The organism is Pseudomonadota bacterium, from assembly GCA_039815145.1.
Lineage (GTDB): Bacteria > Pseudomonadota > Gammaproteobacteria > Steroidobacterales > JBCBZW01 > JBCBZW01.
Genome location: JBCBZW010000059.1, coordinates 1 through 23,936, shown reverse-complemented (window position 1 = coordinate 23,936; position 23,936 = coordinate 1). Strand labels below are relative to the sequence as shown.

The window sequence follows — 23,936 nt, the reverse complement described above, 5'->3', positions numbered from 1 at the left end:
ATTGGCTGAGGACCACACCGGCTTCCCCGTGGGGCCCTTCGGCGATCTGCTGAGCTTCGAAGGCTCGCTCACCGAGGAGCTCACCCGTCTTGGCCGGGGCGACTTTCACCTGCAGCTGATCGCTCAGGACTTTTTCCCGGAAGACGCGAGCGATGCGCTCCTCACCCATGAGGACGGCGATTGCTGGCTGCCCGGTCTGTGCCGTGAGGTGTTGATGTACGTCGGCGGTAGCGCGAGCGTCGCAGCACGAACGCTGGTGCCCGAGAGCACGGCGCGGGCCCAGGGATGGCTCGGCGAGCTGGGCGGCCGCTCCCTCGGCCACGCCTTGTTCGAGCGGGACGACGTGACGCGCTCGCCCTTCGAATTTGCGCCCTGCACCTATCGAGGCGATGTGGTGCAGCGAATCCTGTCGCTCGCGCCGCAGGCGCTCGAGGCCGAGCACAGCCCGCTCTGGGCGCGTCGTTCGCGCTTCCTGGTCGGCGACCATCCCCTGCTCGTGATGGAGGTGTTCCTGCCTCCCGCCAGCGCCCTGGCGCACGCCATGCCCACCGTGGGCGCGTCGCGCTGAGCCGATGGTAGCGCCTACCGCCGCCGCACCTCCGCCCGCCGGGTCCGGCGCCTGGTGGCGAGCGTGGTTGCGCTTGATTCGCTTCGACCGGCCGATAGGCACCTTGCTGGTGCTCTGGCCCACGCTCTGGGGGCTCTGGCTGGCGAGCGAGGGCGAGCCCGATCCGCTGGTCTTTGCCGTCTTCATGGCGGGAGTATTCCTGATGCGGTCGGCAGGGTGTGCGATCAACGATTTCGCTGACCGTCGCATCGATGGCCACGTCGCCCGCACCCAGGGCAGACCGCTCGCTACGGGGGAGCTGACCGCGTCCACGGCCTTGTGGACCGCCGTGGTCCTCACCCTGATCGCCTTCGGCCTCGTCTTGCTGATGAATCCGTTAACTATTGCCCTATCCGTGGTGGCCGCTTTTCTGGCCGGCAGCTACCCCTTTACCAAGCGCATCACCCATCTGCCCCAGTTCTATCTGGGCGTAGCTTTCGGTTGGGCGGTGCCGATGGCCTTCGCGGCACAGACCGGGCAGGTGCCCGCGCTGGCCTGGATTGTCTTCGCGGCCGTGGTGCTGTGGGCAGCGGCGTACGACACGATGTACGCGATGGTCGATCGGGAGGACGACTTGGCGATCGGTGTGAAGTCGACCGCGGTGCTCTTCGGTCGCTTCGATGTGCTCATCGTCACCGCCTTGCTGTGTGCGGTGATCGGTGTGCTGTTGGCGGCGGGGGTGCTCGCCGGTCGCGGCGGATGGTTCTACGGCGGGATGGCAGTTGCCGCGGGTCAGGCCCTCTACCAGGTGCGCTTGATTCGCTCCCGCGACCCGCAGCCGTGCTTCAAGGCCTTCCTCTCGAACGATGCCTTCGGCCGCTTCGTGTTCATCGGTCTGGCCCTGGACTACCTCTTCAGCTGAGCGCCGCTGCCCCGGTGTGTCCTGCCCGCGCGCACGCCCAGATCTCCACCTCTTCGGCGCCCGCCTGGCGAAGGGCGCGGGTGACGGCGGCGGCCGTTGCGCCCGTCGTGAGGACGTCATCCACGACGGCCACGTGGGCCGGCGGTGGCGGGCCGTGCCAGCGCACGCCGTCCACCAGGTTGGCGTGGCGAGCGGCGCGGTCCAGCGTGGCCTGGGCCGGGGTCCAGCGCGTGCGGCGGAGGGAGCGGAAATCGGTCTGGATGGGGGAGGGCAGGGCGCGCGCTAGGGTGTCGGCGATGAAGGCGGCGTGGTTGAAGCCGCGCCGCGCGCGCCTGAGCGGGTGCATGGGCACGGCGGTGATCAGGGCGGGCCAGCTGTACTCGGCGGCGGACGCGTCGACCAGCGCCAGGGCCAGCGCGCTCGCCAGGCATTCCCCTTCGCCCAGGCGGCCCTGGAATTTGAGGCGCTGGATCATGGCGTCCACCGGCGGCGCGTAGCGCAGGGCCGCGACTGCGCGATCCCACTGCGGCGGCGCCAGTTCACAGGCGAGGCAGGCCGCGACCTCCTCCCGCGAAGCTACGGGGGCGGCACACAGGCCGCAGGCCGCCACATTCCACGGCAGCTCGTGGGTGCACGGCTCGCACACCTGCCCGAGTTCGCCGCCGTTTGGGGGCGGCAGCACAAGCCCGCAGACGAGGCATCGACGTGGCGCGAGCAAATCGAGCAAGCGTTCGAGTAGCGGGGCGGGGGTGCGCGTGGGCGATGTCATCGACCCAGCATGGGGGCTCCGGTGGCGTCCTCGCGCCGCCTTTGCCTCGCTTTCGCCCGGATTTGGAACCGGTGCGGAACACGGCATACTGCGCGGCCGATGAATGCCACCACCGAAACGCCCTCGCCCGCCGCCCTGGATCGTCGCGCCCAGCGGCGTTTTCATGAGCGCCACGCGGGCACGGCAGCAAAGGCCGACCCCCTCAGCGCCCGGGCCCGTGAGGAGCTCATCGAGCGACTCGAGCTCATCCCCTTGAACCCGAGCCGCATCGTCGACGTGGGAGCGGGTGATGGGGAGGCGGCTCGGGCGCTGGCGCAGCGCTATCCGAAGGCGCGGGTGGTCGCCCTCGATCACGCGCCTGCGCGCTGCGCCAACGCGCGGCGCCGTCGCGGCTGGCGGCGGCGCTACGAGGTGGTGCACGGCGACCTGCAGGCCCTGCCCTTCGCCGACGGCAGCGTCGACCTGATCTTCGCCAACCTGGTGCTGCAGGACTGCGTGCCGCCCGACGCCGCCCTGCGCGAGTGTCGCCGCGTGCTGCGGCCAGGCAGCGGGCTGCTGACCTTCGCCACCCTGGGGCCGGCGACCCTGGGCGAGCTGCGCGAGGCCTGGCGCGCCGTCGATCCCGTTTGCGACGCGCACGTACACGACTTCGTGGACATGCACGACCTCGGCGAGGCGCTCGGGCGCTGTGGCTTGCGCGAGCCCGTGCTCGATGTCGACCGCCTGCAGCTCACCTACTCCACCCTCGACGCGCTCTGTCGTGAGCTGCGACTGGCCGGGGCAGCGTGCGCGCTGGCGTCGCGTCGGCGATCGCTGACGGGCGCGGGCCGTGTGCGCGCCCTGCGCGAGCACTGCCGTGCGCGTGCCGATGGGGACGGCCGTTTGCGCATTACTGCGGAGCTCGTCTTCGGCCATGCCTGGGCCTCGCCCGCACCGGCCTCCAATGGGCCTCCTGGCATCGATTCCGGCCCCGATGGGGCAGTCGCGATACCACTGACGAGTGTCGGCCGGCGATCATGAGTGTCGCCGCCGGATAGCGCAAAAACGCAAGGTAATCAGGTGCTCCCGACGGACCGTCGGTCCGCCGTCACCGTGCAGCGCGAGACGCGATCCCCGCAGCTGTCGATGGTCCGCGCAAATCACGTAATTTCAGCTGTTTACTAAGACTTGGTTTGTTGCTGTGGCGGCGCTTCTTGGCATACCATTCGCGTCGGAAGTGAGCCGAGCCCGCAATGACCGACCGTCCGTCGCCGCCGTCCACCACCTCGGTGGTGATCAGCGGCAACAACTCCCTGACCGCCCGCGACAGCCTCCTGTTTTACGGCACTGTTTTGGGAATGACGACGTTGATTTCGGGTGGTTGGGCACTGCTTGGGTACTGGCCCGTGCTGCCCTTCGCTGGCCTCGAACTCGCCCTGCTGGGCGGCGCCCTGTATCTGATGCACCGGCGCGCCAGCTACCGCGAGTTGTTGGTGATTTCGCCTGAGGAGGTGCGCCTGGAGCGTGGCCGACCCCGCGATCGCGAAGTGCTCGAGTGGCCGAGTCCGTGGACCCGCGTCGAACTCGCCGCAGAGTCCGCGCCAGGCAGTCGGCGCCGCTCCCGGTTGCTCATCGTGTCCTCCGGCAAGCGTACGGAAATCGCCGCGATGATCACCGAACAGGAGCGCCGCGCCCTGCACAAGCGCCTACGGGAGCTGTTGGCGCAGGCGCGCGCTGATGCGGCGGCCACGACCATGCCTAGGGACGACCAAGTCGGCTCTGGCTAAAGATTCTAATGACTGTTGATCGAGGAAATCGGCATGTTACACGCCAAGAGCCAGGTGGCTCGCCTACTCGCCGGTGTCGCCGCGCTGGCCGCCCTGTTCGTCGCGCCAGCGGCTTTCGCGGCCTGGGATCTGAACATGCCCAAGGGCGTGACGGAGCTCAGCGACGACATCTGGAACCTGCACATGCTGATCTTCTGGGTGTGTGTCGCCATCGCCGTGGTCGTCTTCGGTGCCATGTTCTACTCGATCTTCAAGTTTCAGAAGGCGAAGGGCGCAGTGCCCGGCAACTTCAATCACAGCACCACGCTCGAGATCGTCTGGACCGCCGTTCCGGTCATCATTCTCGTCGCCATGGCCATCCCGTCGGCGCGCATGCTGGTGAAGATGGAGGACACCCGTGACCCTGACCTCACCGTGAAGGTCACCGGGTATCAGTGGAAGTGGGCGTACGAATACCTCGACGATGAGTTCCAGTACTTCAGCAACATCGATTCGCTGTCGAACCAGATCCGCCAGCTCGACTCCGGTATGGATCCGAGCGAGCACGAGCACTATCTGCGCGATGTGGACGAGCCGATGGTGGTGCCGGTGGGCGCCAAGGTGCGCGTGCTGATCACGGCGAGCGACGTGATCCACGCTTGGTGGGTGCCTGAGATCGCGCGCAAGAAGGACGCTATCCCCGGCTTCATCAACGAGTTCTGGTTCCGCGTGGAGCAGCCCGGTGTCTACCGCGGCCAGTGCGCCGAACTGTGCGGCCGCGACCACGGCTTCATGCCCGTGGTGGTCGATGCGCGCTCCCCCGAGGACTACCTCGAGTGGGTGAACGAGCGCCGCGTGCTTGCCGGCCTGCCGCCCCGTCCCACGTCTGACGCCACCGTGGCGGCTGCGTCCGAATAAAGAATCAGTTCGAGGAGTCCTCTCTTATGAGCAGCAACCCGGGCGTCATCGACGGCGCACACGACGACCACCACGACGACCATGGCCCTGCCAAGGGCATCATGCGTTGGATCACGACTACCAACCACAAGGACATCGGCACGCTGTACCTGCTGTTCAGCCTCGTCATGTTCTTCGTCGGCGGCGCCATGGCCATGGTCATTCGCGCCGAGCTGTTCCAACCGGGCATCCAGCTGGTCGACCCTGGTTTCTTCAACCAGATGACTACCATGCACGCGCTCATCATGATTTTCGGTGCGGTGATGCCGGCCTTCGTGGGCCTCGCCAACTGGATGATCCCGATGATGATCGGCGCGCCGGACATGGCCCTGCCGCGCATGAATAACTGGAGTTTCTGGATTCTGCCCTTCGCCTTCTCCACGCTCCTGCTCACGCTGCTGTTGCCGGGCGGCGCCCCCGCCGGCGGTTGGACCATGTACCCGCCGTTGGTGCTGCAGACCGGTGATGCCTTCCCGTTCCTGATCTTCGCCGTCCACCTGGCCGGCTTCTCCTCGATCATGGGCGCGATCAACATCATCGTGACCATCATGAACATGCGCGCCCCGGGCATGGAACTGCTGAAGATGCCGCTCTTCGTCTGGGCCTGGCTGATCACCGCCTACCTGCTCGTACTGGCCATGCCGGTGCTCGCCGGTGCGGTGACCATGCTGCTCACGGATCAGTACTTCGGTACGCGCTTCTTCAACGCCGCCGGCGGTGGTGACCCGGTCATGTTCCAGCACATCTTCTGGTTCTTCGGGCACCCCGAGGTGTACATCATGATCCTGCCGGCCTTCGGCATCGTGTCCGAGATCATCCCGACGTTCTCGCGCAAGAAGCTGTTCGGCTACGAATCCATGGTGTACGCCACGGCGTCCATCGCCTTCCTGTCGTTCATCGTATGGGCGCACCACATGTTCACGGTGGGCATGCCGCTCTCGGGTCAGCTGTTCTTCATGCTGACGACGATGATGATCGCCGTGCCCACGGGCGTGAAGGTGTTCAACTGGATCTCCACCATGTGGAAGGGCTCGCTCACCTTCGAGACGCCGATGCTCTTCGCCCTGGCGTTCCTGTTCCTGTTCACCATCGGTGGTTTCTCGGGCCTGATGCTCGCCATCGCTCCGGTCGACTTCCAGTACCACGACACCTACTTCGTGGTGGCCCACTTCCACTACGTGCTGGTGCCGGGGGCCGTGTTCTCGATCATGGCGGCGGCCTACTACTGGCTACCGAAGTGGACGGGCAACATGTACAACGAGAAGCTCGGCAAGCTGCACTTCTGGCTGTCGGCGATCTTCGTCAACGTGCTGTTCTTCCCTCAGCACTTCTTGGGTCTTGCCGGCATGCCGCGACGCATTCCGGACTACCCGACGGAGTTCACCGACTGGAACGTCATCTCCTCTATCGGTGCCTTCGGCTTCGGCCTGTCGCAGCTGCTGTTCGCGTACATCGTGATCAGCTGCATCCGCGGCGGTGAGAAGGCGACGAGCCAGGTGTGGGAAGGCGCGACGAGCCTCGAGTGGACCTTACCGTCTCCGCCGCCCTACCACTCCTTCGAAGAGGCGCCGGACATCAAGTGAGCGCTGAAATGACGGAGCGAGGCTCAGGCGACCACGGCGCCCGCGAGCGGGTGCCGGCACAGCCGGGCAGTAAGAAGATCGTCCTGAGCGCTGCGGCGCTCGGGGCGGTGGCCCTGCTGATCTACGGTGCGTACATCACCGCCGTCGTGCTGCGCGCGGGCGGCTGAGCCAAACGATGGATTCGCAAGACCAGCGGCCGACTGCACGCGAGAACGCCAGGAGTGCTCGCGTGCTCACGGCCAAGCTCGCGCTCATGGTGGTCTCCATGTTCGCCTTCGGCTATCTGCTGGTGCCAATCTACAGCGTGTTCTGCGACATCACGGGCCTCGGCGGCAAGACCGGCGACCGTGCTGAGCAGGTGGTCGAAGCGCCGGATCTGGATCGCCTCGTCACCCTGGAGTTCGTGGCGTCCGTCAACGAGGCCGCGCCGTGGCGCTTCAAGCCCGTGGAGGCCAAGATCCAGGTGCATCCCGGCAAGCTCTACACGGCGGACTTCATCGCCGAGAACCTCGCCGGTGTCGATCGCATCGGCCAGGCCGTGCCGAGCGTCTCGCCGGGTCATGCGGCCCGCTACCTGCGCAAGACCGAGTGCTTCTGCTTCGAACAGCAGGAGTTCCAGGCGGGCGAAGAGCTGGTGATGCCCGTTCGCTTCATCATCGATCCGGCGCTGCCGGACTACGTGGATACGCTAAGCCTCTCGTACACGTTCTTCGACGTGACGCGGGTGGCATCGAGTCACTGATTACGCGGTGAGACGCGCCACGCTAGAGGGCTCGCTCACCCGCAAGATTGAGAAACCGCAAACTTGGGAAAAGCTATGGCCACCGCTAACCAGGATAAATACTACGTGCCCCACGGCAGCCATTGGCCGATCGTGGGATCCTTGGGGCTGTTCTGCCTCGCCATCGGCTCCGCCATGGCGCTGAACAACGCCGCCGGGGGCGCGATGCTCGCCTACCTTGGCGTCGCGACCATCATCTGCATGCTCTTCGGGTGGTTCGGCACCGTCATCAACGAGAGCGTGAACAACTTCTACAACGCGCAGGTGGACCGGTCCTTCCGTCAGGGAATGATCTGGTTCATCGCGTCCGAGGTGTTCTTCTTCGCGGCCTTCTTCGGCGCCCTGCTCTACGCGCGACAGATGTCCCTGCCCTGGCTGTCCGGTGAGGCGAACAATCTCTTCACCAACCTGCTGCTGTGGCCGGGCTTTGAGAATGAGTGGCCGAGCAACGGACCGGGCATCGTGGGCGGTGAGTTCGAAGCCATGGCGGGCACGGGGCTGCCGGCGATCAACACCCTCATCCTGCTCACCAGCGGCGTGACGGTGACCATCGCCCACCACGCCTTGAAGCACGGCAACCGCCAACTCTTGAACATGACCCTGGCCGCCACCGTGGCCCTCGGGTTCATCTTCGTGGGTCTGCAGATCTCCGAGTACAAGGAAGCCTACGGGCACATGAACCTGACCCTCGGCAGCGGCATCTACGGCTCCACCTTCTACATGCTCACCGGGTTCCACGGTCTGCACGTGACCCTCGGGGCGATCATGCTGCTGGTGGTGCTCCTGCGCTGCTTCAAGGGGCACTTCACGGAGGAGAACCACTTCGCCTTCGAAGCGGCCGCCTGGTACTGGCACTTCGTGGACGTGGTGTGGCTCGGCCTCTACGTCTTCGTCTACTGGCTCTGATCGACCGGTAGCACACACTTCAGGAGGCCTTCGGGGCCTCCCGAGACGAGGCGGCGGCGACCTGCGTGGCGGGTGCGCCGCCGCTTGCCATCTGCGCTGGGGGCTACTCGTCTCGCGACTAACCGAGCGCGTTGGCGTTGGGCTGGATGATCCCCGCCCAGTAGAGCAGGAACAGCAGCGCGAAGAGGCCGACGGACAGGCCGATGCGGATCTTCAGTGCTTTCAGGGTGGCGTCGGTCTTGCCGGCGTCGCGGGCAAGGGAGAACAGCGCTGACCCCAAGCTGCCGACGATTCCCAGCAGGATGATGAGGACGAGTAAGCGCATGGTGAAGGTCTCCGGACAACGAGGCGAGGCAGTATAGCGTGGGGCTGAAGGTCGGCAATCGACGCTTCGCGCCCGGCCTGTGGCCGACGCTTGCCGTCGCGTTGCTGCTGCCTGCGTTCCTGTGGCTGGGCAACTGGCAACTCGATCGCGCGGCCTTCAAACGTGAGCGCCTCGCCGCCTTCGAAGCGGCCGAGCCCAGTGACGTGCTCTCGATGTCGCAGGTGGTGCGGGACCGGGTCGATGCCGCCGACGGCGTGGGCGTGCGACACGTCGTGGCCGAGGGCGCCTACGATCCGGGTCAGCAGATCTTCCTCGAGCAGATGAACCACGGCGGCAAGGCGGGCTTCTACGTGCTCACGCCGATGCGCCTCGCCGACGCGCGCGAGCGCTGGGTGATGATCAACCGCGGTTGGGTGGAGCGCGACTACGCCGCCGAGGCCCTACCGTCCCTGCCCGCCCTCGATGATGAGCCTCGAGAGTTGCGCGGCATCTTGAAGGGCTTGCCCGTGCCAGGGCTGCGCGTCGCCTCCGCCGTGCCTTCCGCTTCAGACCTTACGTTTCCCTTAGCGATGCTATATCCCCGAGCCGACGACCTCGAGCAGGTGCTCGGTGGGCCCGTCTACGACGGTATGGTGTTGCTCGATCGTGCGGCGCCGGACGGCTTCGTCCGCGAGTGGCAGCCGCGCATCGACGGGCCGCAAAAACACATGGGCTACGCCGTGCAGTGGTTCTCCTTCGCGGGCACGTTGCTGGTCCTCTATCTGATTCTTAACTTCAAGCCCGCGGATCGGGCGGCGCCCAGCGCTGCCGTTCGCCGTGCGGCGGGGTAATCGACATGAGCGTTTCAGGGGTCTCTTCGATGAGCCAAGCACCCGATCCTGACGTGCGCGGTGGTCAGCTGAAGTTGCTGGCGCTGGCGGCCTTGTTCTTCGGGCCCGTGCTGTTGGCCTTCGTGATGTACTACGGCGGGATCGGCGAGAAGCTCGCCGGTGGCGACGTCAGCCGCGGGCAGCTGATCCAGCCGACGGCGCCGATGCCTTCGCTGGCGGATCTTCCGGTCTTGCAAGAGGGGCGTCTGCAGACGGAGGAGCCCCTGCGTCGCTTCTGGAACGTGGTGCAGGTGACGGGCGATGGTTGCGCGCAAGAGTGCGTCGCCGCCCTCGAGGGCAGCGCCCGCGCGCGCTCCCTGCTGGCCAAGTACTTAGATCGCGTGAGCCGGGTCCTCATCGTCTCCGGAGACGCCCTGCCGGACCTGGCGCTGCTCGCTGAGCAGCATCCGGACCTGGTGGTGCTCGACGGGCGTGCCCTGAGTGCGGATGCCGATGCGCTCGCACGCCTCGCCTGGGACGGCACGGAGGGCGTCGCCCACGTGACCGATCCGCTCACCAACGTGGTGCTGCGCTACCCGCCCGAGCAGGATCGCATGGCCCTTTTTCACGACCTGAAGCGACTGCTCAAGCTGTCGCGCATCGGCTGAGGGCACTCCTATGTTGTTCCATCGTTTGAGCCAATTGGCCGCCGCCCTAGCGCTGCTCGTGGTGGTGCTGGGCGCGTGGGTGCGTCTTACGGATGCGGGGCTGGGCTGCCCGGACTGGCCTGGCTGCTACGGCCTTATCGGTGTGCCGACCGCGGAGCACGAGGTGGCGCAAGCGAACGCTGCGTTCCCCGAGCGACCCGTCGAGCAGGGCAAGGCCTGGCGCGAGATGATCCACCGCTACCTGGCATCCACCTTAGGTCTGCTCGTGGTCACGCTCGCCGGCATGGCGGTGGCGCGCCGTCGCCGCGATCCGCAGCAGCCGCTCATCCTGCCCCTCGCGCTGGTGGGGCTAGTGATCGCCCAGGGCATCCTCGGCATGCTCACGGTGACCCTGTTGCTGAAGCCCGTGGTGGTGATGGGGCACCTGCTCGGTGGCATGAGCACGCTCGTCTTGCTATGGCTGCTAGCCCTGCGTAGCGCCCCGGTCGCGCGAGCCGCCGGCGGTTCTGTGGCGCTGGCGCCCGCGCTGCGCACGCTGTCGCTGGTCGCCGTGGCGGTGGTGTTCATGCAGATCGCCCTCGGCGGCTGGACCAGCACCAACTACGCCGCCATGGCGTGCCCGGACTTCCCGACCTGCCAGGCCCAATGGTGGCCCGAGGCGGACTTCGGCGAGGGCTTCGTGCTCTGGCGGGGCCTCGGGGTCAACTACGAAGGCGGCGTGCTGGACGGGCCGGCGCGCACGGCGATCCACCTGGCGCACCGTATCGGCGCCGTGCTCACGTTGTTGACCGTGGGCGGTATCGCGTTGTTTGCGCTCCTGCGCGGCCGCGCGGGCGCCGTGCGGGCGAGTGCTGCAGTAACCCTGGCGGTCCTGGCAGCGCAGCTCTCCCTAGGGATAGTCATCGTGCTGAAGATGCTGCCCTTGGGGCTTGCCGTGGGCCACAACCTCACGGCGGCATTGCTCTTTTTGAGCGTGGTGTCGCTCGCCCATTACACCTGGCGCGCCCGCGTACCGGCGTTGGTGAGCGAACGGGTGAAAGCGATGGAGGAGTTACCATCGATGGGTGCCCTGGCCGGTAGAGGAGCGATGTCATGAGGCCACAGAGCGACATGATCGACAGCGCAGCGTCTCAGGACCGCTCGACGCTGCGACTCGCCGACTACTACGAGCTGTGCAAGCCGCGGGTGGTGTTCCTCATCGTGTTCACCGCGTTCGTGGGCATGCTGCTCTCCACGCCGGGCCTGATCGGTTGGAAGCCCCTGATCCTCGGCAACCTCGGCATCGCCCTTGCCGCGAGCTGCGCGGCGGCGCTCAACCACGTGCTCGACAGCCGTATCGACGCCTTGATGGCGCGCACGGAACGTCGCCCGCTACCCACCGGCTCCCTGAACGAACGTCAGGCGCTCACCTTCGCGATCAGTCTCGGCATCGCCTCGATGCTGATCCTGACCATCGGCGTGAACACCCTAACGGCCGTGCTCACCTTCGCCAGCCTGATCGGCTACGCGGTGATCTACACCGTGTGGTTGAAGCGCGCGACGCCGCAGAACATCGTCATCGGCGGCGCCGCGGGCGCAGCCCCGCCGATCCTCGGCTGGGCGGCGGTGACCGGTGAGGTCCACGCCCACGCGCTGGTCCTGTTCCTGATCATCTTCATCTGGACGCCCCCGCACTTCTGGGCCCTCGCCATCGCTAGGCGCGAGGAGTACGCCAAGGTGGACATCCCGATGTTGCCGGTGACCCACGGCGAGGCCTTCACCCGCCTGCACGTGCTCTACTACACGATCCTCCTGATCCTGGTGACCCTGCTGCCCTACCTCACAGGCATGAGCGGGCCGGCCTACCTCGTCGGTTCGCTCCTATTGAACGCTCAGTTCATGCGCTTGGCGTGGACCATGTACCGCCAGCCGGAGCGTCGGGCCTTGCCCATGCAGACCTTCAAGTATTCGATCAGCTATCTGTCCTTGCTGTTCGGTCTGCTGCTGGTGGATCACTACGCCATGCTCGCCATCGCCTAGAGAAAAGGGAGCCGCGCGTCTATGCGCGCTGTGCGATGATGGGGGATCGGCAACCGCAAGCGCGCGGACGCGCATAGGAACCTAAGCGGCGAGGCCATGGACGTCACCTCCATCATCGACTCCCTGAACGACGCGCAGCGCGCGGCGGTCACGGCGCCCATGCAGCCAGCCCTGGTGCTGGCCGGCGCCGGCAGCGGCAAGACGCGCGTGCTCACCCATCGCGTCTCTTGGTTGGTGCAGGTGGAGAACGTCCCCACCTACCACCTCCTCGCCGTAACGTTTACCAACAAGGCGGCGGCGGAGATGCGTGGGCGCATCGAGTCCATGCTCGGCGAACCCTCCGGGCCGTTTTGGATCGGCACCTTCCACAGCCTCGCGCACCGTCTCTTGCGTCGCCACGCGGCGGAGGCGCAGCTCAAGGCCGACTTTCAGATCCTCGACGCCGACGATCAGCTGCGCCTGATCAAGCGCACCCTGCGCGAGATGGGCCTGGAGGATTCGCGCTGGGCGCCGCGAGATGTGCGGTGGTTCATCAACAAGTGCAAGGACGACGGCCAGCGCCCTCAACACTTGAGCGTGGAGGGCGACGATATTCGCCAGACCATGCGCGATGTCTACACCCAGTACGAGCTGGCCTGTGCGCGCGGCAATGTGGTCGACTTCGCCGAGCTGCTCCTGCGCGCTCACGAGCTGCTGCGCGATAACGATCAGGTGCTTGGCCACTACCAGGAACGCTTCGCGAGTGTGCTGGTCGATGAGTTCCAGGACACCAACGCCATCCAGTACGCCTGGCTGCGCATGCTGTGCGGCAAGGGCGCCATGCCCTTCGTGGTGGGGGATGACGATCAGTCCATCTACCGCTGGCGCGGCGCGCGCGTGGAGCACATCCAGAACTACTCGCGCGACTTCCCCACCGCTGAGGTGTTCCGCCTGGAGCAGAACTACCGCTCCTCCGGCAACATCCTCTCGGCGGCCAACGGGCTCATCAGCCACAACAACTCGCGCCTTGGCAAAAACCTCTGGACCGACTCGGGCGACGGCGCCATGTTGCGCCTGTACTGCGCCTTCAACGATCGCGACGAAGTGGAGTTCGTGATCAACCGCATCCGCACCTGGCACGAGCAGGGTGGGCAGCGCCAGGAGGTGGCGGTGCTGTACCGCTCGAACGCCCAGTCGCGCGTGTTTGAAGAAGGCCTCATGAACGCCGGCATGCCCTACCGGGTGTACGGCGGCCTGCGCTTCTTCGATCGCCAGGAGATCAAGGACGCCCTGGCCTATCTGCGCCTGGTCAACAACCGCGGTGACGACCCGTCCTTCGAGCGCGTGGTGAACCTGCCGACGCGTGGCATCGGCGCCCGCAGCATGGAGGTGATCCGAGAGCGCGCTCGCAAGGATGACACGAGTCTCTGGCAAGCCTGCCTGGCGCTGCTCGAAGACGGACTCTCGGCGCGTATCGCCCGCGCCCTGCGCGAGTTCATGACCCTGATCGAGCAACTCGCCCATCAGGTCACCGATCTCGACCTGCACGAACAGGTGGACGTGGTGATCCGCGCCAGCGGCCTGGTGGAGCACTACCGCCAGGAGAAGGGTGAGCGCGGCGAGCAGCGCATCGAGAACCTCGACGAACTGGTGACCGCCGCCCAGGGCTTCTCGCCCGACGAACAGGACGAACTGCCGCCCCTCGAGGCGTTTCTGGTGCACGCCGCTCTGGAGTCCGGTGGCGAGCAGGCCAGCGAATGGGATGATTGCGTGCAGTTGATGACCCTGCACACGGCGAAGGGCCTGGAGTTCCCACTGGTGTTCATGGTCGGCCTGGAGGCGGGCCTGTTCCCCCACAAGCGTTCGATGGAAGACGTGGACGGCTTGGAGGAGGAGCGACGGCTCTGCTACGTGGGCATGACCCGCGCCATGCAGGAGCTCTACCTGACCCACGCGGAATCGCGTCGGCTGCACGGCGCCGAGCACCGCGCGGCGCCCAGCCAGTTCCTGCGCGAGATCCCGCGCGAGCTGATCGAGGAGGTGCGACCGCGGGTGCGCGTGGCGCGCCCCTTCCAGGCCTCACGGCCCTACGGTCGGCCCGCGCCGGCCCGCCTGGCGGACGATACGCCCGGGGTTCGGCTGGGACAGCGCGTACGTCACGGCAAGTTCGGCGAGGGTGTGGTACTGAACTTCGAGGGTGACGGGCCTCACGCCCGCCTTCAGGTCAATTTCGAGCAGGCAGGAACCAAGTGGTTGGTGATGGCATACGCGAACCTGGAAGTGCTCGGCTGAGCACCGAGCCGACACGATCGATGCGCGGCAGGGTCAGGGCATGAAGATCATCGTTCTCGGTGCCGGCCAGGTGGGCACGACGGCGGCGCGCCACCTGGCGCAGGAGCAGACCAACGACATCACCGTGGTCGACACCAACGCCGACACCCTTCAGGAGCTTCAGGACCGCCTGGACATCCGCACGGTGCACGGCCACGCCGCTCACCCCTCGATCCTGGACAAGGCGGGCGCCCAGGATGCCGACATGGTGATCGCCCTGACCGACAGCGATGAAACCAACATGATCGCCTGTCAGATCGCCTTCTCGATGTTTCGTACCCCCACCAAGATCGCTCGCATCCGCGCCAACTCCTACATGGTGGAAGAACGCCTGTTCGGCCCCGAGGCCCTGCCTGTGGACGTGCGCATCAGTCCCGAGCAGCTGGTCACCGAATACATCGAACAGCTCATCCGCTACCCCGGGGCCCTGCAGGTGCTGGACTTCGCCGATGGACGCGTGCGTCTGGTCGGCGCCCGCGCCCACGCGGATGGTCTGCTCACGGGGCTGCCGCTGAAGGAACTGCCGAGCCACATCCCCGATGTGGAAACGCGCGTCGCCGCCATCTACCGCAAGGGAGAGAGCATCCCGCCCGAGGGTGACACCATTGTGGAAGAGGGCGATGAGGTGTTCTTCATCGCCGCGCGCAAGGACATTCGCGTGGTCATGGGCGAGATGCGCAAGCTCGATAGCCCCGTGCGCCGGGTCTTCATCGCGGGCGGTGGCAACATCGGTTTCCGTTTGGCGAAGAAGCTCGAGCGCACCAACCAGGTAAAGCTGATCGAGCGCAACCGTGACCGCGCCCGGGAAATCTCCGAGAAGCTCGAGCGCACCATCGTACTCGCGGGCGACGCGGCCGACCGCGAGTTGCTGCTCGAGGAGAACATCGACAGCGCGGACATCTTCGCCGCCGTGACCAACGCGGAGGAGGCCAACATCCTCTCCTCCATGCTGGCCAAGCGCATGGGCGCCAACAAGGTGATGGCCCTGATCAACCGGCCCGCGTACGTGGATCTGGTCGAGGCGAGTTCCATCGATGTGGCCCTCTCGCCACAGCAGATCACCATCGGTTCGCTCCTGCGCTACGTGCGTCGCGGCGACGTGGTGAAGGTCCACGCCCTGCGCCGTGGCGCGGCGGAGGCGATCGAGGCCATCGCCCACGGCGATCGGGAGAACTCCCGCGTGGTCGGCCGGCGCATCGAGGAGATTCGCTTGCCCCAGGGCGCGCGCATCGCGGCCCTCGTGCGCGGCGATGAGGTGCTGATGGCGCACCACGATACGGTGATCGAAGCCGATGACCACGTCATCATCTTCCTCACCGACCGAGCTAAGGCGGCGGCAGTGGAGAAGCTGTTCCAAGTGGGTGTGACCTTCGTGTGAGCGACCTTCCGCCGGCATGAACACACGCGTCGTCCAGTGGATTCTCGGGGTGCTGCTGATGCTCTTCAGCATCACCATGTTGCCCCCAGCTCTCATCGCAGTGGTCTACCACGACGGCAATGCGATCGGGTTCGCGCGCGCCCTAGGCCTCACGGCGTTGTCGGGCTTGCTCATGTACGTGCCCGTGCGGCGCCTGTCGGCCGCCCAGCGCGAGAATCTGCGCCTGCGCGACGGCTTCGTGGTGGTGGCGGGCTTCTGGATCGTCCTCGGCCTGTTCGGTGCGATACCCCTGCTATTGCTGGTCACACCCGTGATGAGCCTGCCGGACGCCGTGTTCGAGTCCATGTCGGGGCTCACCACCACCGGTGCCACGGTGCTGACCAACATCGAAGCCCAGGCGCCGTCGGTGCTCTACTACCGCCAGCAGCTGCAGTGGCTCGGCGGCATGGGGATCATCGTGTTGGCGGTGGCCGTGCTGCCGATGCTCGGCGTGGGCGGGATGCAGCTGTACCGGGCGGAGACGCCCGGGCCGATGAAGGACAGCAAGCTCACGCCTCGCATCACGGAGACAGCCAAGTACCTTTGGCTGGTCTACCTCGGGATGACCCTGGCCTGCTTCCTGGGCTACTGGTCGGCGGGCATGGATGTCTTCGACGCGGTGGGGCACAGCTTCTCGACGGTCGCCATCGGTGGCTTCTCCACCCACGATGCGAGCTTTGGCTGGTTCGATAACCCGGTGGTCGAGGTGCTGGGCATCGTCTTCATGTTCCTCGCGGGCGTGAACTTCTCCCTGCACTTCGCCGCCGTGCGCAGCGGTGGCCAGCTGAGCGCCTACGTGCGCGATCCGGAGTTTCGTTACTACTTCGGATTCCTGGTGGTGCTGTCGCTGATCTGCATCGTCTACCTGGCCGTCACCGAGTACTACGCGTCCAACACCGAGTCGGTGATCCAGGCGGTCTTCCACGCCGTGTCGATAGCGACCACCACCGGCTTCGCCACGGACAACTACACCGCATGGCCAGGCGCCCTACCGGTGTTGCTGGTGTTGGCGAGCTTCATCGGTGGCTGCGCCGGGTCCACCGCCGGCGGTATGAAGGTGGTGCGCTGGGTGCTCATCTACAAGCAGGGCATGCGCGAGGTCTTCCGCCTCGTCCATCCCCACTCGGAGGTGCCCGTGAAGCTCGGTAACCGCGCCGTGCCCCTGCGCGTGGTCGAGTCCGTGTGGGGCTTCTTCTCCGTCTACCTGGTGGTCTTCGGTAGCTTCCTGTTGATGATGATGGTGACGGGCCTCGACCCCCTCTCCGCCTTCGGCGCCGTGGCGGCCACGCTGAACAACCTCGGCCCCGGCCTCGGCGAGGTGGCCGGGAACTTCGCGACGGTACCCGATGCGGCGAAGTGGATCTCCGTGGGGGCGATGCTGCTCGGGCGGCTCGAGATCTTTACACTGCTGGTCCTACTCACGCCCACCTTCTGGAGGCGATGAACGAGATGGACGAGGCGTCGGCGACGCGCCGCTCGGACCTGCTGGCCCGCGCGGTGCGCGCGATCGAGGGACTGTGCGCGGGCGTCGGCCAGCTGGTGGCCTGGTGCACGCTGGCGATGGTGCTGCTCACCTTCGTGGTGGTGGTGCTGCGCTATCAGTTCGAGTTCGGCCGCATCTGGATGCAGGAGCTATCCACCTGGATGCACGGGCTGGTGTTCCTCCTCGCGGCCGCCTACACGCTGCAGCTCGATGAGCACGTGCGCGTGGATCTGTTCTACCGTCGCATGAGCGAGCGCCAACGGGCCCTGGTCGACCTGTCAGGTGTGCTCACCCTGCTGCTGCCCGTCGCCGGCTTCCTCCTGTGGAGTACGTGGCCCTACGCGGTGGCCTCGTGGGTGCGCCAGGAGAGTTCGCGGGCCACTGATGGCCTGCCGTTTCCCTTCGTGCCCCTGGCCAAGAGCGCCCTCGTGCTGATGGCGATCCTGGTCATTCTGCAGGGTCTGGCGATGGCCCTGCGGGCGGTGGCGACGCTGCAAGGCCGCCCCCTCGAACGCCCGCGCGCAGCGCCCGCGCAAGCGTCCCATGTGCAGTCGTGACGCCGCGCCGTACGACTATGACGAGGTAAGCGCATGGCCATAGCGCTCTTCGCCGTCGTGGTGCTGGTGCTCCTGGCTGGCTTCCCCGTGGCCTTCTCGCTGGCGGGCACGGCCCTCGTGTTCGCCTTGATCGGCACGCTCACGGGCACCTTCGACCCCACCTTCCTCGGCGCCACGCCCAACCGCATCTTCGGCGGCGTGATGAGCAGCGAGATTCTCGTCGCCGTGCCCCTGTTCGTGTTCATGGGGGTGATGCTCGAGCGCGCCCGCATCGCGGAGGACCTTCTCGGCACCCTTTCGGATTGCTTCGGTGGCCTGCGCGGTGGCCTTGGCCTCGCGGTCACGTTGGTGGGCATGTTGCTGGCGGCGAGCACGGGCATCGTCGGTGCCACCGTAGTGACCATGGGTTTGCTGGCCCTGCCCACCATGCTCAAGCGCGGTTACAGCGCGGAGGTGGCGACGGGCACGATCTGCGCCTCCGGCACCCTCGGCCAGATCATCCCACCGTCAATCGTGCTCGTGCTGCTGGGCGATGTGCTCTCCACCGCCTACGCCCAGGCGCAACGGGACATGGGCATCTTCTCGCCCGAGTCCGTCTCTGTGGGCGACCTGTTCCTGGGTGCCCTGATCCCCGGCTTGCTCCTGGTGGGGCTCTACGCGGCTTGGCTGCTGGTGCTGACGGTGGTGCGCCCGGCGAGCATGCCCCCTGGGCGAGCAGAGGGCGACGCAGACGATGGACGGCCGCTGGTCCTTCGCGTGCTCTTCGTGCTGCTGCCGCCCTTGCTGCTGATCGTGGCCGTGCTCGGGTCGATCATGGCGGGGATCGCGACGCCGACGGAAGCGGCGGCCGTAGGCGCGGTAGGTGCCCTGGTGCTCGCTCTGCTTCGCCGCGAACTCTCGCTGGCCACGCTGCGTGAGGTGGTGCGATCGACCGCCCGCGTCTCCAGCATGGTGTTTTTGATTTTGATAGGTGCCTCGATCTTCTCGCTGGTGTTCCGCGGCTTCGGCGGCGATGAACTGGTGCGCGAGCTGCTGGCGGATCTGCCCGGGGGGACGGTGGGGGCGCTGGTCGCCGTCATGCTGCTGATGTTCGTGCTCGGCTTCGTCCTCGACTTCATCGAGATCACCTTCGTGGTGGTGCCGATCGTGGGGCCGGTGCTGCTGGCGATGGGCGTAGACCCCGTGTGGCTCGGTGTGATGATCGCCTTGAATCTGCAGACGAGCTTCCTGACGCCGCCCTTCGGCTTCGCCCTGTTTTACCTGCGCGGGGTGGCGCCCGCGAGCGTGCAGACCGAGCAGATCTACCGCGGCGTGCTGCCCTTCGTGATGCTGCAGCTTCTGCTGCTCGGGATTCTGGCCGTGTTCCCAGGCCTTGCGACCTGGCTGCCGGAGTTGATCTACGGCTGATGGGGCAGGGCGACGAAGTGCCCGCCGATGCCGTGCACGTCGATCGGCGTACCGTACAGGGCGCTTAGGTTGGGGCCGGTGAGCACGTCGTGTTTCGAGCCATCGGCGACGATGGCACCGGCCTGCAGCAACACCACCCGATCGATCGCCGGTGGGATCTCACTCACCTGATGGGTCACCAGCACGATGGAGACGCCGTCGCGCAGCAGGTCGTTCAGCGTGTGCTGCAGGGAGATGATGCCGGCGAGATCCAGGCCCGTGCAGGGCTCGTCCAGCACCAACGCCCGCGGTTCGTGCACCAAGGCGCGGGCCAGGAGCAGGCGCCGCTGCTGGCCCGTCGACAGGTCGGCGAAGCGCGTGTGCTGCAGCTCGGCGAGGCCGAGCCGTTCCAATGTGGAATCAGTCTGATGCAGCTGCTCGGGCGTGAAGCGGTAGTTGATGCCGTGGGTGCCGATGCTGGCCGCGAAGCCCGACAGCACGACGCTGCGACCGGTGGTCTCGGGCAGGAAGTTCGCCTGCAGGTCGGGCGAGACGATGCCGAGCTGGCGCCGCAGCTCGTGCACCACCCAGCGCGACTGACCGAGCACGTGCACGTGGCTGCTGGCCTTCACGGTGGGGTACACCTCGCGGGTGAGGAGCTTCAGCAGGGTGCTCTTGCCGGCGCCGTTGGGGCCGAGCACGACAGCGCTCTCGCCAAGGGGGACGCTCAGCGTGAGGTTATTGAACACGCAGTTATCGCCTCGCCACACGGTGGCATTGACGATGTCGATGAGGGTGTCGTGCCCCTCCGCCTGCGGTGAACTCTCGGCACTGTTCAAGCTGTCGCCCGCCTGTTGCGCTAGCGCCGGGGTTGCCCCAGCGAAAGCGCATGATCGCGCGGCGGGCGATCGCACTCAACTACGTAGTTCTACGGAGTTGCGCCTTTGCACCCCAAGCGCAGCCTTCGATTTAACTCAATCGGTCTTGGGGGGGGCCTAGTTTTCGAAGGCCGTCTGGGTGACCTCGGCACAGGCGGCGGCGGTGGGCTGCGGTTCCTCTGCGCGGCGGCGGATCCAGCAGTCATCCAGCACCGAGCAATAGCACACCTGCCAGGTCAGCCCTTCCATGCCGCTGGCGAGGGTTTGGGCCGTGTCCGTCCAGCCGCCGGCGTTGTTGGCGCCGTTGGCGGGAAAGCGAAACGCGCGCACCTCCTCCTGCGGCGAGAGCACCGTGCCGGCGAGCCCGGAGGTGAGGTAGTTCGACCAGGTGAGGCCGTGGTTCGCGGGCAAGAGGGCGTCGAGGATGCTGGGCCACCCCGTGAAGCCCTGGCCTCGAGCGTCGGTCACGGCCACGTGCTTGATCAGAGCGGGCCCAACGCCTTTGTTCGCCACCTCGATGGAGAAGCCGTCGCTGTCGTAGCTGATGCCGAGGTCGAGGTACGGCCATACGGCGGCGCGCTCCTGGGCGCGCATGAGACGCACCTCCGCGCGCATCACGTTCACCTCGAGCACGGACACAAACAGGGCCGCTAGACTGACAGCGATCGCCAGGGTCGCCACCAGCATATCCACCCGCGCCCTGCGCTCAGCCATCGCGGGAGGCCACGTAGGCCTGTTCGGAGATGTCTATCCAGCTGGCCGCGTGGCCCTGGAAGGCGGCGTAGGAGCGGTAGATGCGGCCGAAGTCATCGTCGCTGCTAGCCAGGTCTTCGAGCACTTCGCGCGAGAGGGTGCGCATGCGGTCGATGACGTCATCGGGGTAGGGGCGTACGTCGATGCCGTGCTCGTCCTTCAAGGCGGCCAGGGCCGGGCCATTGAAGGCCGTGTACTCGGAGAGCATCTGCGTGTTGGCCGCTTGCGAGGCCACCTGGACGATCGCCTGCAGGTCTGCCGGCAGCTCCTCCCACACCTGGCGATTGACGATGCACTCCAGGGTGGGACCGGGCTCATGCCAGCCTGGGTAGTAGTAGTACTTGGCGGCGTTGTGCAGGCCGAAGGCGAGGTCGTTGTAGGGGCTCACCCATTCGGTGGCGTCGATGCTGCCTGTCTGCAGGGCCGTGAAGATCTCGCCACCGGGCAGGCTCACGGGCACACCGCCGGCGCGGCGTAGTACCTCACCGCCGAGGCCCGGCATGCGCATCTTCAATCCCTTGAGGTCGTTGACGGAATTGATCTCGCGGTTGAACCAGCCACCAGCCTGCACGCCCGTGTTGCCGGCGGGGTGTGGCACCACATCGAAGGGGGCGTAGAGCTCGCGCCAGAGCTCGAGGCCGTCGCCGAAGTAGAGCCAGGCGTTCATCTCCTGGGGGTTCATGCCGAAGGGCACGCAGGTGAACAGCTGTGCGGCTTCGGATTTGTCCTTCCAGTAGTAGGCGGCGCCGTGGCCGAGCTCTGCCGTGCCGCTGGAGACCGCGTCGAACACCTCGAAGGGGGGCACCAGTTCGCCGCCGCCGTAGATGCTGACCTCGATGCGCCCGCCGCTCATCTGCTCGATGGCCTTGGCCACGAAGTTGGCGCCGCCGGTGGCGAGGCCGGGCAGGTTGGGCGGCCAAGTGGTGACCATCTTCCACCGGTATTTCTTCTGGGTGATGACGGCGGGGGCGCCCGACTCCTGGGGGCTGTCAGCGCACGCCGCCAGGCCCGCCGCAGCGGCGCCGCCGGCCAGCGCACTGATGAAGTCGCGTCTTTGCATCGGAACCTTCCATGCGGTGTGATGGCCCGGTATTGGACCAAAGGGCGGGGAAGATTGCATTGATTGGCCTGCTTCAGCGCGTAAGTCGCGCCGCCGTCGACGTGGACGGGGAGCGCATCGGTGAGATCGAGGCGGGCCTGCTGGTGCTGGTGGGCGTCGAGCGCGGTGACGCCCAGGCCCAGGCCGACCGCCTGCTCGAGCGACTGCTTGGCTACCGCGTGTTCGCCGACGAGCAGGGGCGTATGAACCGCAGCCTCACCCAGCTAGGCGGTGGCCTGCTGCTGGTGCCTCAGTTCACCCTTGCGGCCGACACCAACAGCGGTACGCGGCCGAGCTTCACGCCGGCGGCGCCGCCCGCCGAGGGCGAAGCGTTGTTCGTGTATCTCCTTGACCAGGCACGGGATAAGCACCAAGGCGCGGTCGCAAGCGGCAAGTTTGGTGCGGATATGCAGGTGTCGCTCGTGAATGATGGCCCGGTGACCTTTTCCTTGAGGGTCGTGTCAACGGAGCGTCGCATTTGAGCTGGTATACTCCGCGCCCTTAACTTCAGACTCCCTTTCCCCCGGAGGATCCATGGGACTCGGCGGCATCAGCATCTGGCAGCTTCTCATCGTCCTCGGCATCGTCGTGGTGATCTTCGGGACGGGCAGACTGCGGAGCATCGGCGGCGACCTCGGCGGCGCCTTGAAGGGCTTTCGTAAGGCCATGAACGAAGACGACGGCGACGGCGACGCGAAGAAGGATGCGGAGGCGGCCCCGAAGCTCGAGGCAGACCCGCCCCTGGCCAGCGAAGCGTCCACGCAGGAAGCTGAGAAGCAGCCCAGCGAGCCCCGCTGAGTTCAGGCGTCGCGAGCGCCTCCTCTCCTTATTCGACTAACCGCTGACGGTAGAGTCCGCCATGTTCGACGCTGGCCTGTTCGAAATGCTGGTGATCTTCACCCTCGGCTTGCTCGTGCTCGGCCCGGAGCGGCTGCCGAAGGTGGCCCGTTTCGTCGGTCGCTGGGTGGGGCAGGCGCGCCGCGCCGTCACCCGCATGAACAACGAGATCGAGCGCGAGCTCGCCCTCGAGGAGATCCGGCGCTTCAAGGAAGAGAGCGAAGCGAAGATGCGCGAGAGCGATCAGCAATTTCGCGATGGGCTCAAGTCGGTGGAAGACTCCGTGAGAGCATCGACGCAGAGCACGGCCACCTCGAGCGAGAGTGCCGAGGCGAACGAGCCGCCCGACAGCACCAGCGATAGCGCAGGCCCGGCCGATGTCGCCAAAGGCTGACGACGCCAAGGCCGCCGAGGCGAGCGGCGAGAAGGCTCAGCGCGATCAGGTGGGGCCGGGCGCAGAGCTGGAGCCTGCCTCCTCGTTGATCTCCCACCTGGTAGAACTGCGCAACCGCATCCTGTGGGCGGTGATCGCCGTGCTCGCGCTGTTCCTGCCCCTGGCGCCCTTCAGCGGCAAGCTCTTCACGATCCTGGCCCAACCGCTCCTCGTGCACCTGCCCGAAGGCACGAGCATGATCGCCACCCAGGTGGCATCACCGTTCCTCACGCCCTTCAAACTCACCCTCTTCGTCGCCCTGTTCCTGGCGATGCCGGTGGTGCTGTACCAGTTGTGGGCATTCGTGGCGCCTGGCCTCTACAGCCAGGAGCGACGCCTGGTGATGCCGCTGATGGTGTCGAGCACGTTGCTCTTCTACTCGGGCGTCGCCTTCGCTTACTTCGCGGTCTTCCCCTTGATGTTCGGGTTCTTCAACGCCGTCGCCCCCGAAGGCGTTTCGGTGATGACCGATATCAATGCCTATCTCGACTTCGTGCTGGCGATCTTCTTCGCCTTCGGTCTCGCCTTCGAGGTGCCCGTGGCGACGGTGTTGCTGGTGTCCGTGGGGCTGGTCATGCCCTCGCAGCTCAAGCAATGGCGGGCCTACATCTTTGTCGGCGCCTTCGTGATCGGCATGCTGCTGACACCGCCTGATGTGATCTCCCAAACCCTGCTCGCCGTGCCGATGTACCTGCTCTACGAGGCGGGCATCTTCCTCTCGGCACGCATGGTGCCCGGCGTGCGCGAGGCTG

The 23,936-nt window shown here is 66.5% G+C and carries 27 protein-coding genes; 22 read left to right on the top strand and 5 right to left on the bottom strand.

Annotated features, from left to right (window positions below; genetic code table 11):
• Nucleotide 1 precedes the first annotated feature (1 nt).
• Both AAF184_15005 and ubiA read left to right on the top strand, forming a co-directional pair.
• Nucleotides 2-568 carry a chorismate lyase gene (locus tag AAF184_15005; protein ID MEO0423645.1) on the top strand — a complete coding sequence of 189 codons (567 nt, stop codon included), beginning with the start codon at nucleotides 2-4 and terminating at the stop codon, nucleotides 566-568.
• A gap of 4 nt (nucleotides 569-572) precedes the next feature.
• A complete protein-coding gene (ubiA, locus tag AAF184_15000) occupies nucleotides 573-1,469 on the top strand; it encodes a 4-hydroxybenzoate octaprenyltransferase (protein MEO0423644.1) in 897 nt (298 codons plus the stop codon).
• On the opposite strand, the gene AAF184_14995 is transcribed toward ubiA, so the two are convergent.
• Nucleotides 1,462-2,238, bottom strand: a complete 777-nt coding sequence (locus AAF184_14995) for a double zinc ribbon domain-containing protein (GenBank protein ID MEO0423643.1) — start codon at nucleotides 2,236-2,238, stop codon at nucleotides 1,462-1,464. The two genes, ubiA and AAF184_14995, sit on opposite strands and share 8 nt — an antisense overlap.
• A gap of 99 nt (nucleotides 2,239-2,337) precedes the next feature.
• Here AAF184_14995 and AAF184_14990 point away from each other — a divergent pair, with 99 nt between their 5' ends.
• The 7 genes from AAF184_14990 to AAF184_14960 all read left to right on the top strand — a co-directional run bounded on the left by AAF184_14990 (nucleotide 2,338) and on the right by AAF184_14960 (nucleotide 8,210).
• On the top strand, nucleotides 2,338-3,258 hold the full coding sequence (locus AAF184_14990) for a methyltransferase domain-containing protein (GenBank protein ID MEO0423642.1): 921 nt from the start codon (nucleotides 2,338-2,340) through the stop codon (nucleotides 3,256-3,258).
• Between the two features lie 212 nt (nucleotides 3,259-3,470).
• On the top strand, nucleotides 3,471-4,004 hold the full coding sequence (locus tag AAF184_14985) for a DUF2244 domain-containing protein (GenBank protein MEO0423641.1): 534 nt from the start codon (nucleotides 3,471-3,473) through the stop codon (nucleotides 4,002-4,004).
• Nucleotides 4,005-4,037: 33 nt separating this feature from the next.
• On the top strand, nucleotides 4,038-4,901 hold the full coding sequence (gene coxB / locus AAF184_14980) for a cytochrome c oxidase subunit II (GenBank protein ID MEO0423640.1): 864 nt from the start codon (nucleotides 4,038-4,040) through the stop codon (nucleotides 4,899-4,901).
• 26 nt (nucleotides 4,902-4,927) lie between these two features.
• Entirely contained in the window at nucleotides 4,928-6,523 is a 1,596-nt protein-coding gene (ctaD, locus tag AAF184_14975) for a cytochrome c oxidase subunit I (GenBank protein ID MEO0423639.1), read from the top strand.
• On the top strand, nucleotides 6,520-6,690 hold the full coding sequence (locus AAF184_14970) for a hypothetical protein (protein MEO0423638.1): 171 nt from the start codon (nucleotides 6,520-6,522) through the stop codon (nucleotides 6,688-6,690). Before ctaD ends, AAF184_14970 begins: the two co-directional genes overlap by 4 nt.
• 8 nt (nucleotides 6,691-6,698) lie before the next feature.
• Entirely contained in the window at nucleotides 6,699-7,265 is a 567-nt protein-coding gene (locus AAF184_14965) for a cytochrome c oxidase assembly protein (protein ID MEO0423637.1), read from the top strand.
• 75 nt (nucleotides 7,266-7,340) lie between these two features.
• The gene (locus AAF184_14960; protein MEO0423636.1) at nucleotides 7,341-8,210 is read left to right on the top strand and encodes a cytochrome c oxidase subunit 3; all 870 of its coding nucleotides are present in this window, start codon (nucleotides 7,341-7,343) and stop codon (nucleotides 8,208-8,210) included.
• A gap of 118 nt (nucleotides 8,211-8,328) precedes the next feature.
• Here the strand turns inward: AAF184_14960 and AAF184_14955 are convergent, their stop codons facing one another.
• Complete coding sequence (locus AAF184_14955) at nucleotides 8,329-8,535, bottom strand: twin transmembrane helix small protein (protein ID MEO0423635.1); 207 nt, start codon at nucleotides 8,533-8,535, stop codon at nucleotides 8,329-8,331.
• Nucleotides 8,536-8,573: 38 nt separating this feature from the next.
• On the opposite strand from AAF184_14955, the gene AAF184_14950 reads away from it, so the two are divergent.
• The 9 genes from AAF184_14950 to AAF184_14910 all read left to right on the top strand — a co-directional run bounded on the left by AAF184_14950 (nucleotide 8,574) and on the right by AAF184_14910 (nucleotide 19,205).
• On the top strand, nucleotides 8,574-9,365 hold the full coding sequence (locus AAF184_14950; GenBank protein ID MEO0423634.1) for an SURF1 family protein: 792 nt from the start codon (nucleotides 8,574-8,576) through the stop codon (nucleotides 9,363-9,365).
• A gap of 29 nt (nucleotides 9,366-9,394) precedes the next feature.
• A complete protein-coding gene (locus tag AAF184_14945) occupies nucleotides 9,395-10,012 on the top strand; it encodes a hypothetical protein (GenBank protein ID MEO0423633.1) in 618 nt (205 codons plus the stop codon).
• A gap of 10 nt (nucleotides 10,013-10,022) precedes the next feature.
• The gene (locus tag AAF184_14940; protein ID MEO0423632.1) at nucleotides 10,023-11,108 is read left to right on the top strand and encodes a COX15/CtaA family protein; all 1,086 of its coding nucleotides are present in this window, start codon (nucleotides 10,023-10,025) and stop codon (nucleotides 11,106-11,108) included.
• A gap of 14 nt (nucleotides 11,109-11,122) precedes the next feature.
• Nucleotides 11,123-12,031, top strand: coding sequence for a heme o synthase (cyoE, locus tag AAF184_14935; GenBank protein MEO0423631.1), 909 nt, complete (start codon nucleotides 11,123-11,125; stop codon nucleotides 12,029-12,031).
• A 96-nt stretch (nucleotides 12,032-12,127) separates the two neighbouring features.
• Nucleotides 12,128-14,302 (top strand): DNA helicase II, encoded by a 2,175-nt coding sequence (uvrD, locus tag AAF184_14930; protein ID MEO0423630.1) that lies wholly within the window; start codon nucleotides 12,128-12,130, stop codon nucleotides 14,300-14,302.
• 40 nt (nucleotides 14,303-14,342) lie between these two features.
• Nucleotides 14,343-15,719, top strand: a complete 1,377-nt coding sequence (gene trkA / locus AAF184_14925) for a Trk system potassium transporter TrkA (GenBank protein ID MEO0423629.1) — start codon at nucleotides 14,343-14,345, stop codon at nucleotides 15,717-15,719.
• Between the two features lie 16 nt (nucleotides 15,720-15,735).
• Nucleotides 15,736-17,202 carry a TrkH family potassium uptake protein gene (locus tag AAF184_14920; GenBank protein ID MEO0423628.1) on the top strand — a complete coding sequence of 489 codons (1,467 nt, stop codon included), beginning with the start codon at nucleotides 15,736-15,738 and terminating at the stop codon, nucleotides 17,200-17,202.
• A complete protein-coding gene (locus tag AAF184_14915; protein ID MEO0423627.1) occupies nucleotides 17,199-17,798 on the top strand; it encodes a TRAP transporter small permease subunit in 600 nt (199 codons plus the stop codon). Before AAF184_14920 ends, AAF184_14915 begins: the two co-directional genes overlap by 4 nt.
• A 33-nt stretch (nucleotides 17,799-17,831) precedes the next feature.
• Nucleotides 17,832-19,205 (top strand): TRAP transporter large permease subunit, encoded by a 1,374-nt coding sequence (locus AAF184_14910; GenBank protein ID MEO0423626.1) that lies wholly within the window; start codon nucleotides 17,832-17,834, stop codon nucleotides 19,203-19,205.
• Here AAF184_14910 and AAF184_14905 read toward each other — a convergent pair.
• The 3 genes from AAF184_14905 to dctP all read right to left on the bottom strand — a co-directional run bounded on the left by AAF184_14905 (nucleotide 19,196) and on the right by dctP (nucleotide 21,875).
• Nucleotides 19,196-20,023 carry an ATP-binding cassette domain-containing protein gene (locus tag AAF184_14905; protein ID MEO0423625.1) on the bottom strand — a complete coding sequence of 276 codons (828 nt, stop codon included), beginning with the start codon at nucleotides 20,021-20,023 and terminating at the stop codon, nucleotides 19,196-19,198. The genes AAF184_14910 and AAF184_14905 overlap by 10 nt on opposite strands.
• A 156-nt stretch (nucleotides 20,024-20,179) precedes the next feature.
• Nucleotides 20,180-20,776: a hypothetical protein gene (locus tag AAF184_14900; GenBank protein MEO0423624.1), complete on the bottom strand. Its 597-nt coding sequence runs from the start codon at nucleotides 20,774-20,776 to the stop codon at nucleotides 20,180-20,182.
• A complete protein-coding gene (gene dctP / locus AAF184_14895) occupies nucleotides 20,769-21,875 on the bottom strand; it encodes a TRAP transporter substrate-binding protein DctP (protein ID MEO0423623.1) in 1,107 nt (368 codons plus the stop codon). The genes AAF184_14900 and dctP overlap by 8 nt, the downstream gene beginning before the upstream one ends.
• 59 nt (nucleotides 21,876-21,934) lie before the next feature.
• On the opposite strand from dctP, the gene dtd reads away from it, so the two are divergent.
• The 4 genes from dtd to tatC form a co-directional block, all read left to right on the top strand.
• Entirely contained in the window at nucleotides 21,935-22,396 is a 462-nt protein-coding gene (gene dtd, locus AAF184_14890; protein MEO0423622.1) for a D-aminoacyl-tRNA deacylase, read from the top strand.
• 52 nt (nucleotides 22,397-22,448) lie between these two features.
• Complete coding sequence (gene tatA / locus AAF184_14885) at nucleotides 22,449-22,712, top strand: twin-arginine translocase TatA/TatE family subunit (protein MEO0423621.1); 264 nt, start codon at nucleotides 22,449-22,451, stop codon at nucleotides 22,710-22,712.
• Between the two features lie 61 nt (nucleotides 22,713-22,773).
• On the top strand, nucleotides 22,774-23,145 hold the full coding sequence (gene tatB / locus AAF184_14880; protein MEO0423620.1) for a Sec-independent protein translocase protein TatB: 372 nt from the start codon (nucleotides 22,774-22,776) through the stop codon (nucleotides 23,143-23,145).
• On the top strand, nucleotides 23,129-23,936 hold an 808-nt coding region (gene tatC / locus AAF184_14875; GenBank protein ID MEO0423619.1), incomplete at its 3' end, for a twin-arginine translocase subunit TatC. The genes tatB and tatC, both read left to right, overlap by 17 nt.

Excerpts from the sequence above, each read along its gene's own strand:
- AAF184_14955 (MEO0423635.1), bottom strand. The coding sequence starts at position 8,535 with ATGCGCTTACTCGTCCTCATCATCCTGCTGGGAATCGTCGGCAGCTTG.
- tatB (MEO0423620.1), top strand. The coding sequence starts at position 22,774 with ATGTTCGACGCTGGCCTGTTCGAAATGCTGGTGATCTTCACCCTCGGC.
- cyoE (MEO0423631.1), top strand. The coding sequence starts at position 11,123 with ATGATCGACAGCGCAGCGTCTCAGGACCGCTCGACGCTGCGACTCGCC.
- AAF184_14995 (MEO0423643.1), bottom strand. The coding sequence starts at position 2,238 with ATGACATCGCCCACGCGCACCCCCGCCCCGCTACTCGAACGCTTGCTC.
- ubiA (MEO0423644.1), top strand. The coding sequence starts at position 573 with ATGGTAGCGCCTACCGCCGCCGCACCTCCGCCCGCCGGGTCCGGCGCC.
- AAF184_14945 (MEO0423633.1), top strand. The coding sequence starts at position 9,395 with ATGAGCCAAGCACCCGATCCTGACGTGCGCGGTGGTCAGCTGAAGTTG.
- AAF184_14910 (MEO0423626.1), top strand. The coding sequence starts at position 17,832 with ATGGCCATAGCGCTCTTCGCCGTCGTGGTGCTGGTGCTCCTGGCTGGC.
- AAF184_14960 (MEO0423636.1), top strand. The coding sequence starts at position 7,341 with ATGGCCACCGCTAACCAGGATAAATACTACGTGCCCCACGGCAGCCAT.
- coxB (MEO0423640.1), top strand. The coding sequence starts at position 4,038 with ATGTTACACGCCAAGAGCCAGGTGGCTCGCCTACTCGCCGGTGTCGCC.
- AAF184_14900 (MEO0423624.1), bottom strand. The coding sequence starts at position 20,776 with ATGGCTGAGCGCAGGGCGCGGGTGGATATGCTGGTGGCGACCCTGGCG.
- AAF184_14940 (MEO0423632.1), top strand. The coding sequence starts at position 10,023 with ATGTTGTTCCATCGTTTGAGCCAATTGGCCGCCGCCCTAGCGCTGCTC.
- trkA (MEO0423629.1), top strand. The coding sequence starts at position 14,343 with ATGAAGATCATCGTTCTCGGTGCCGGCCAGGTGGGCACGACGGCGGCG.
- AAF184_14990 (MEO0423642.1), top strand. The coding sequence starts at position 2,338 with ATGAATGCCACCACCGAAACGCCCTCGCCCGCCGCCCTGGATCGTCGC.
- ctaD (MEO0423639.1), top strand. The coding sequence starts at position 4,928 with ATGAGCAGCAACCCGGGCGTCATCGACGGCGCACACGACGACCACCAC.
- AAF184_14915 (MEO0423627.1), top strand. The coding sequence starts at position 17,199 with ATGAACGAGATGGACGAGGCGTCGGCGACGCGCCGCTCGGACCTGCTG.
- AAF184_14920 (MEO0423628.1), top strand. The coding sequence starts at position 15,736 with ATGAACACACGCGTCGTCCAGTGGATTCTCGGGGTGCTGCTGATGCTC.
- uvrD (MEO0423630.1), top strand. The coding sequence starts at position 12,128 with ATGGACGTCACCTCCATCATCGACTCCCTGAACGACGCGCAGCGCGCG.
- dctP (MEO0423623.1), bottom strand. The coding sequence starts at position 21,875 with ATGCAAAGACGCGACTTCATCAGTGCGCTGGCCGGCGGCGCCGCTGCG.
- AAF184_14965 (MEO0423637.1), top strand. The coding sequence starts at position 6,699 with ATGGATTCGCAAGACCAGCGGCCGACTGCACGCGAGAACGCCAGGAGT.
- tatA (MEO0423621.1), top strand. The coding sequence starts at position 22,449 with ATGGGACTCGGCGGCATCAGCATCTGGCAGCTTCTCATCGTCCTCGGC.
- AAF184_14985 (MEO0423641.1), top strand. The coding sequence starts at position 3,471 with ATGACCGACCGTCCGTCGCCGCCGTCCACCACCTCGGTGGTGATCAGC.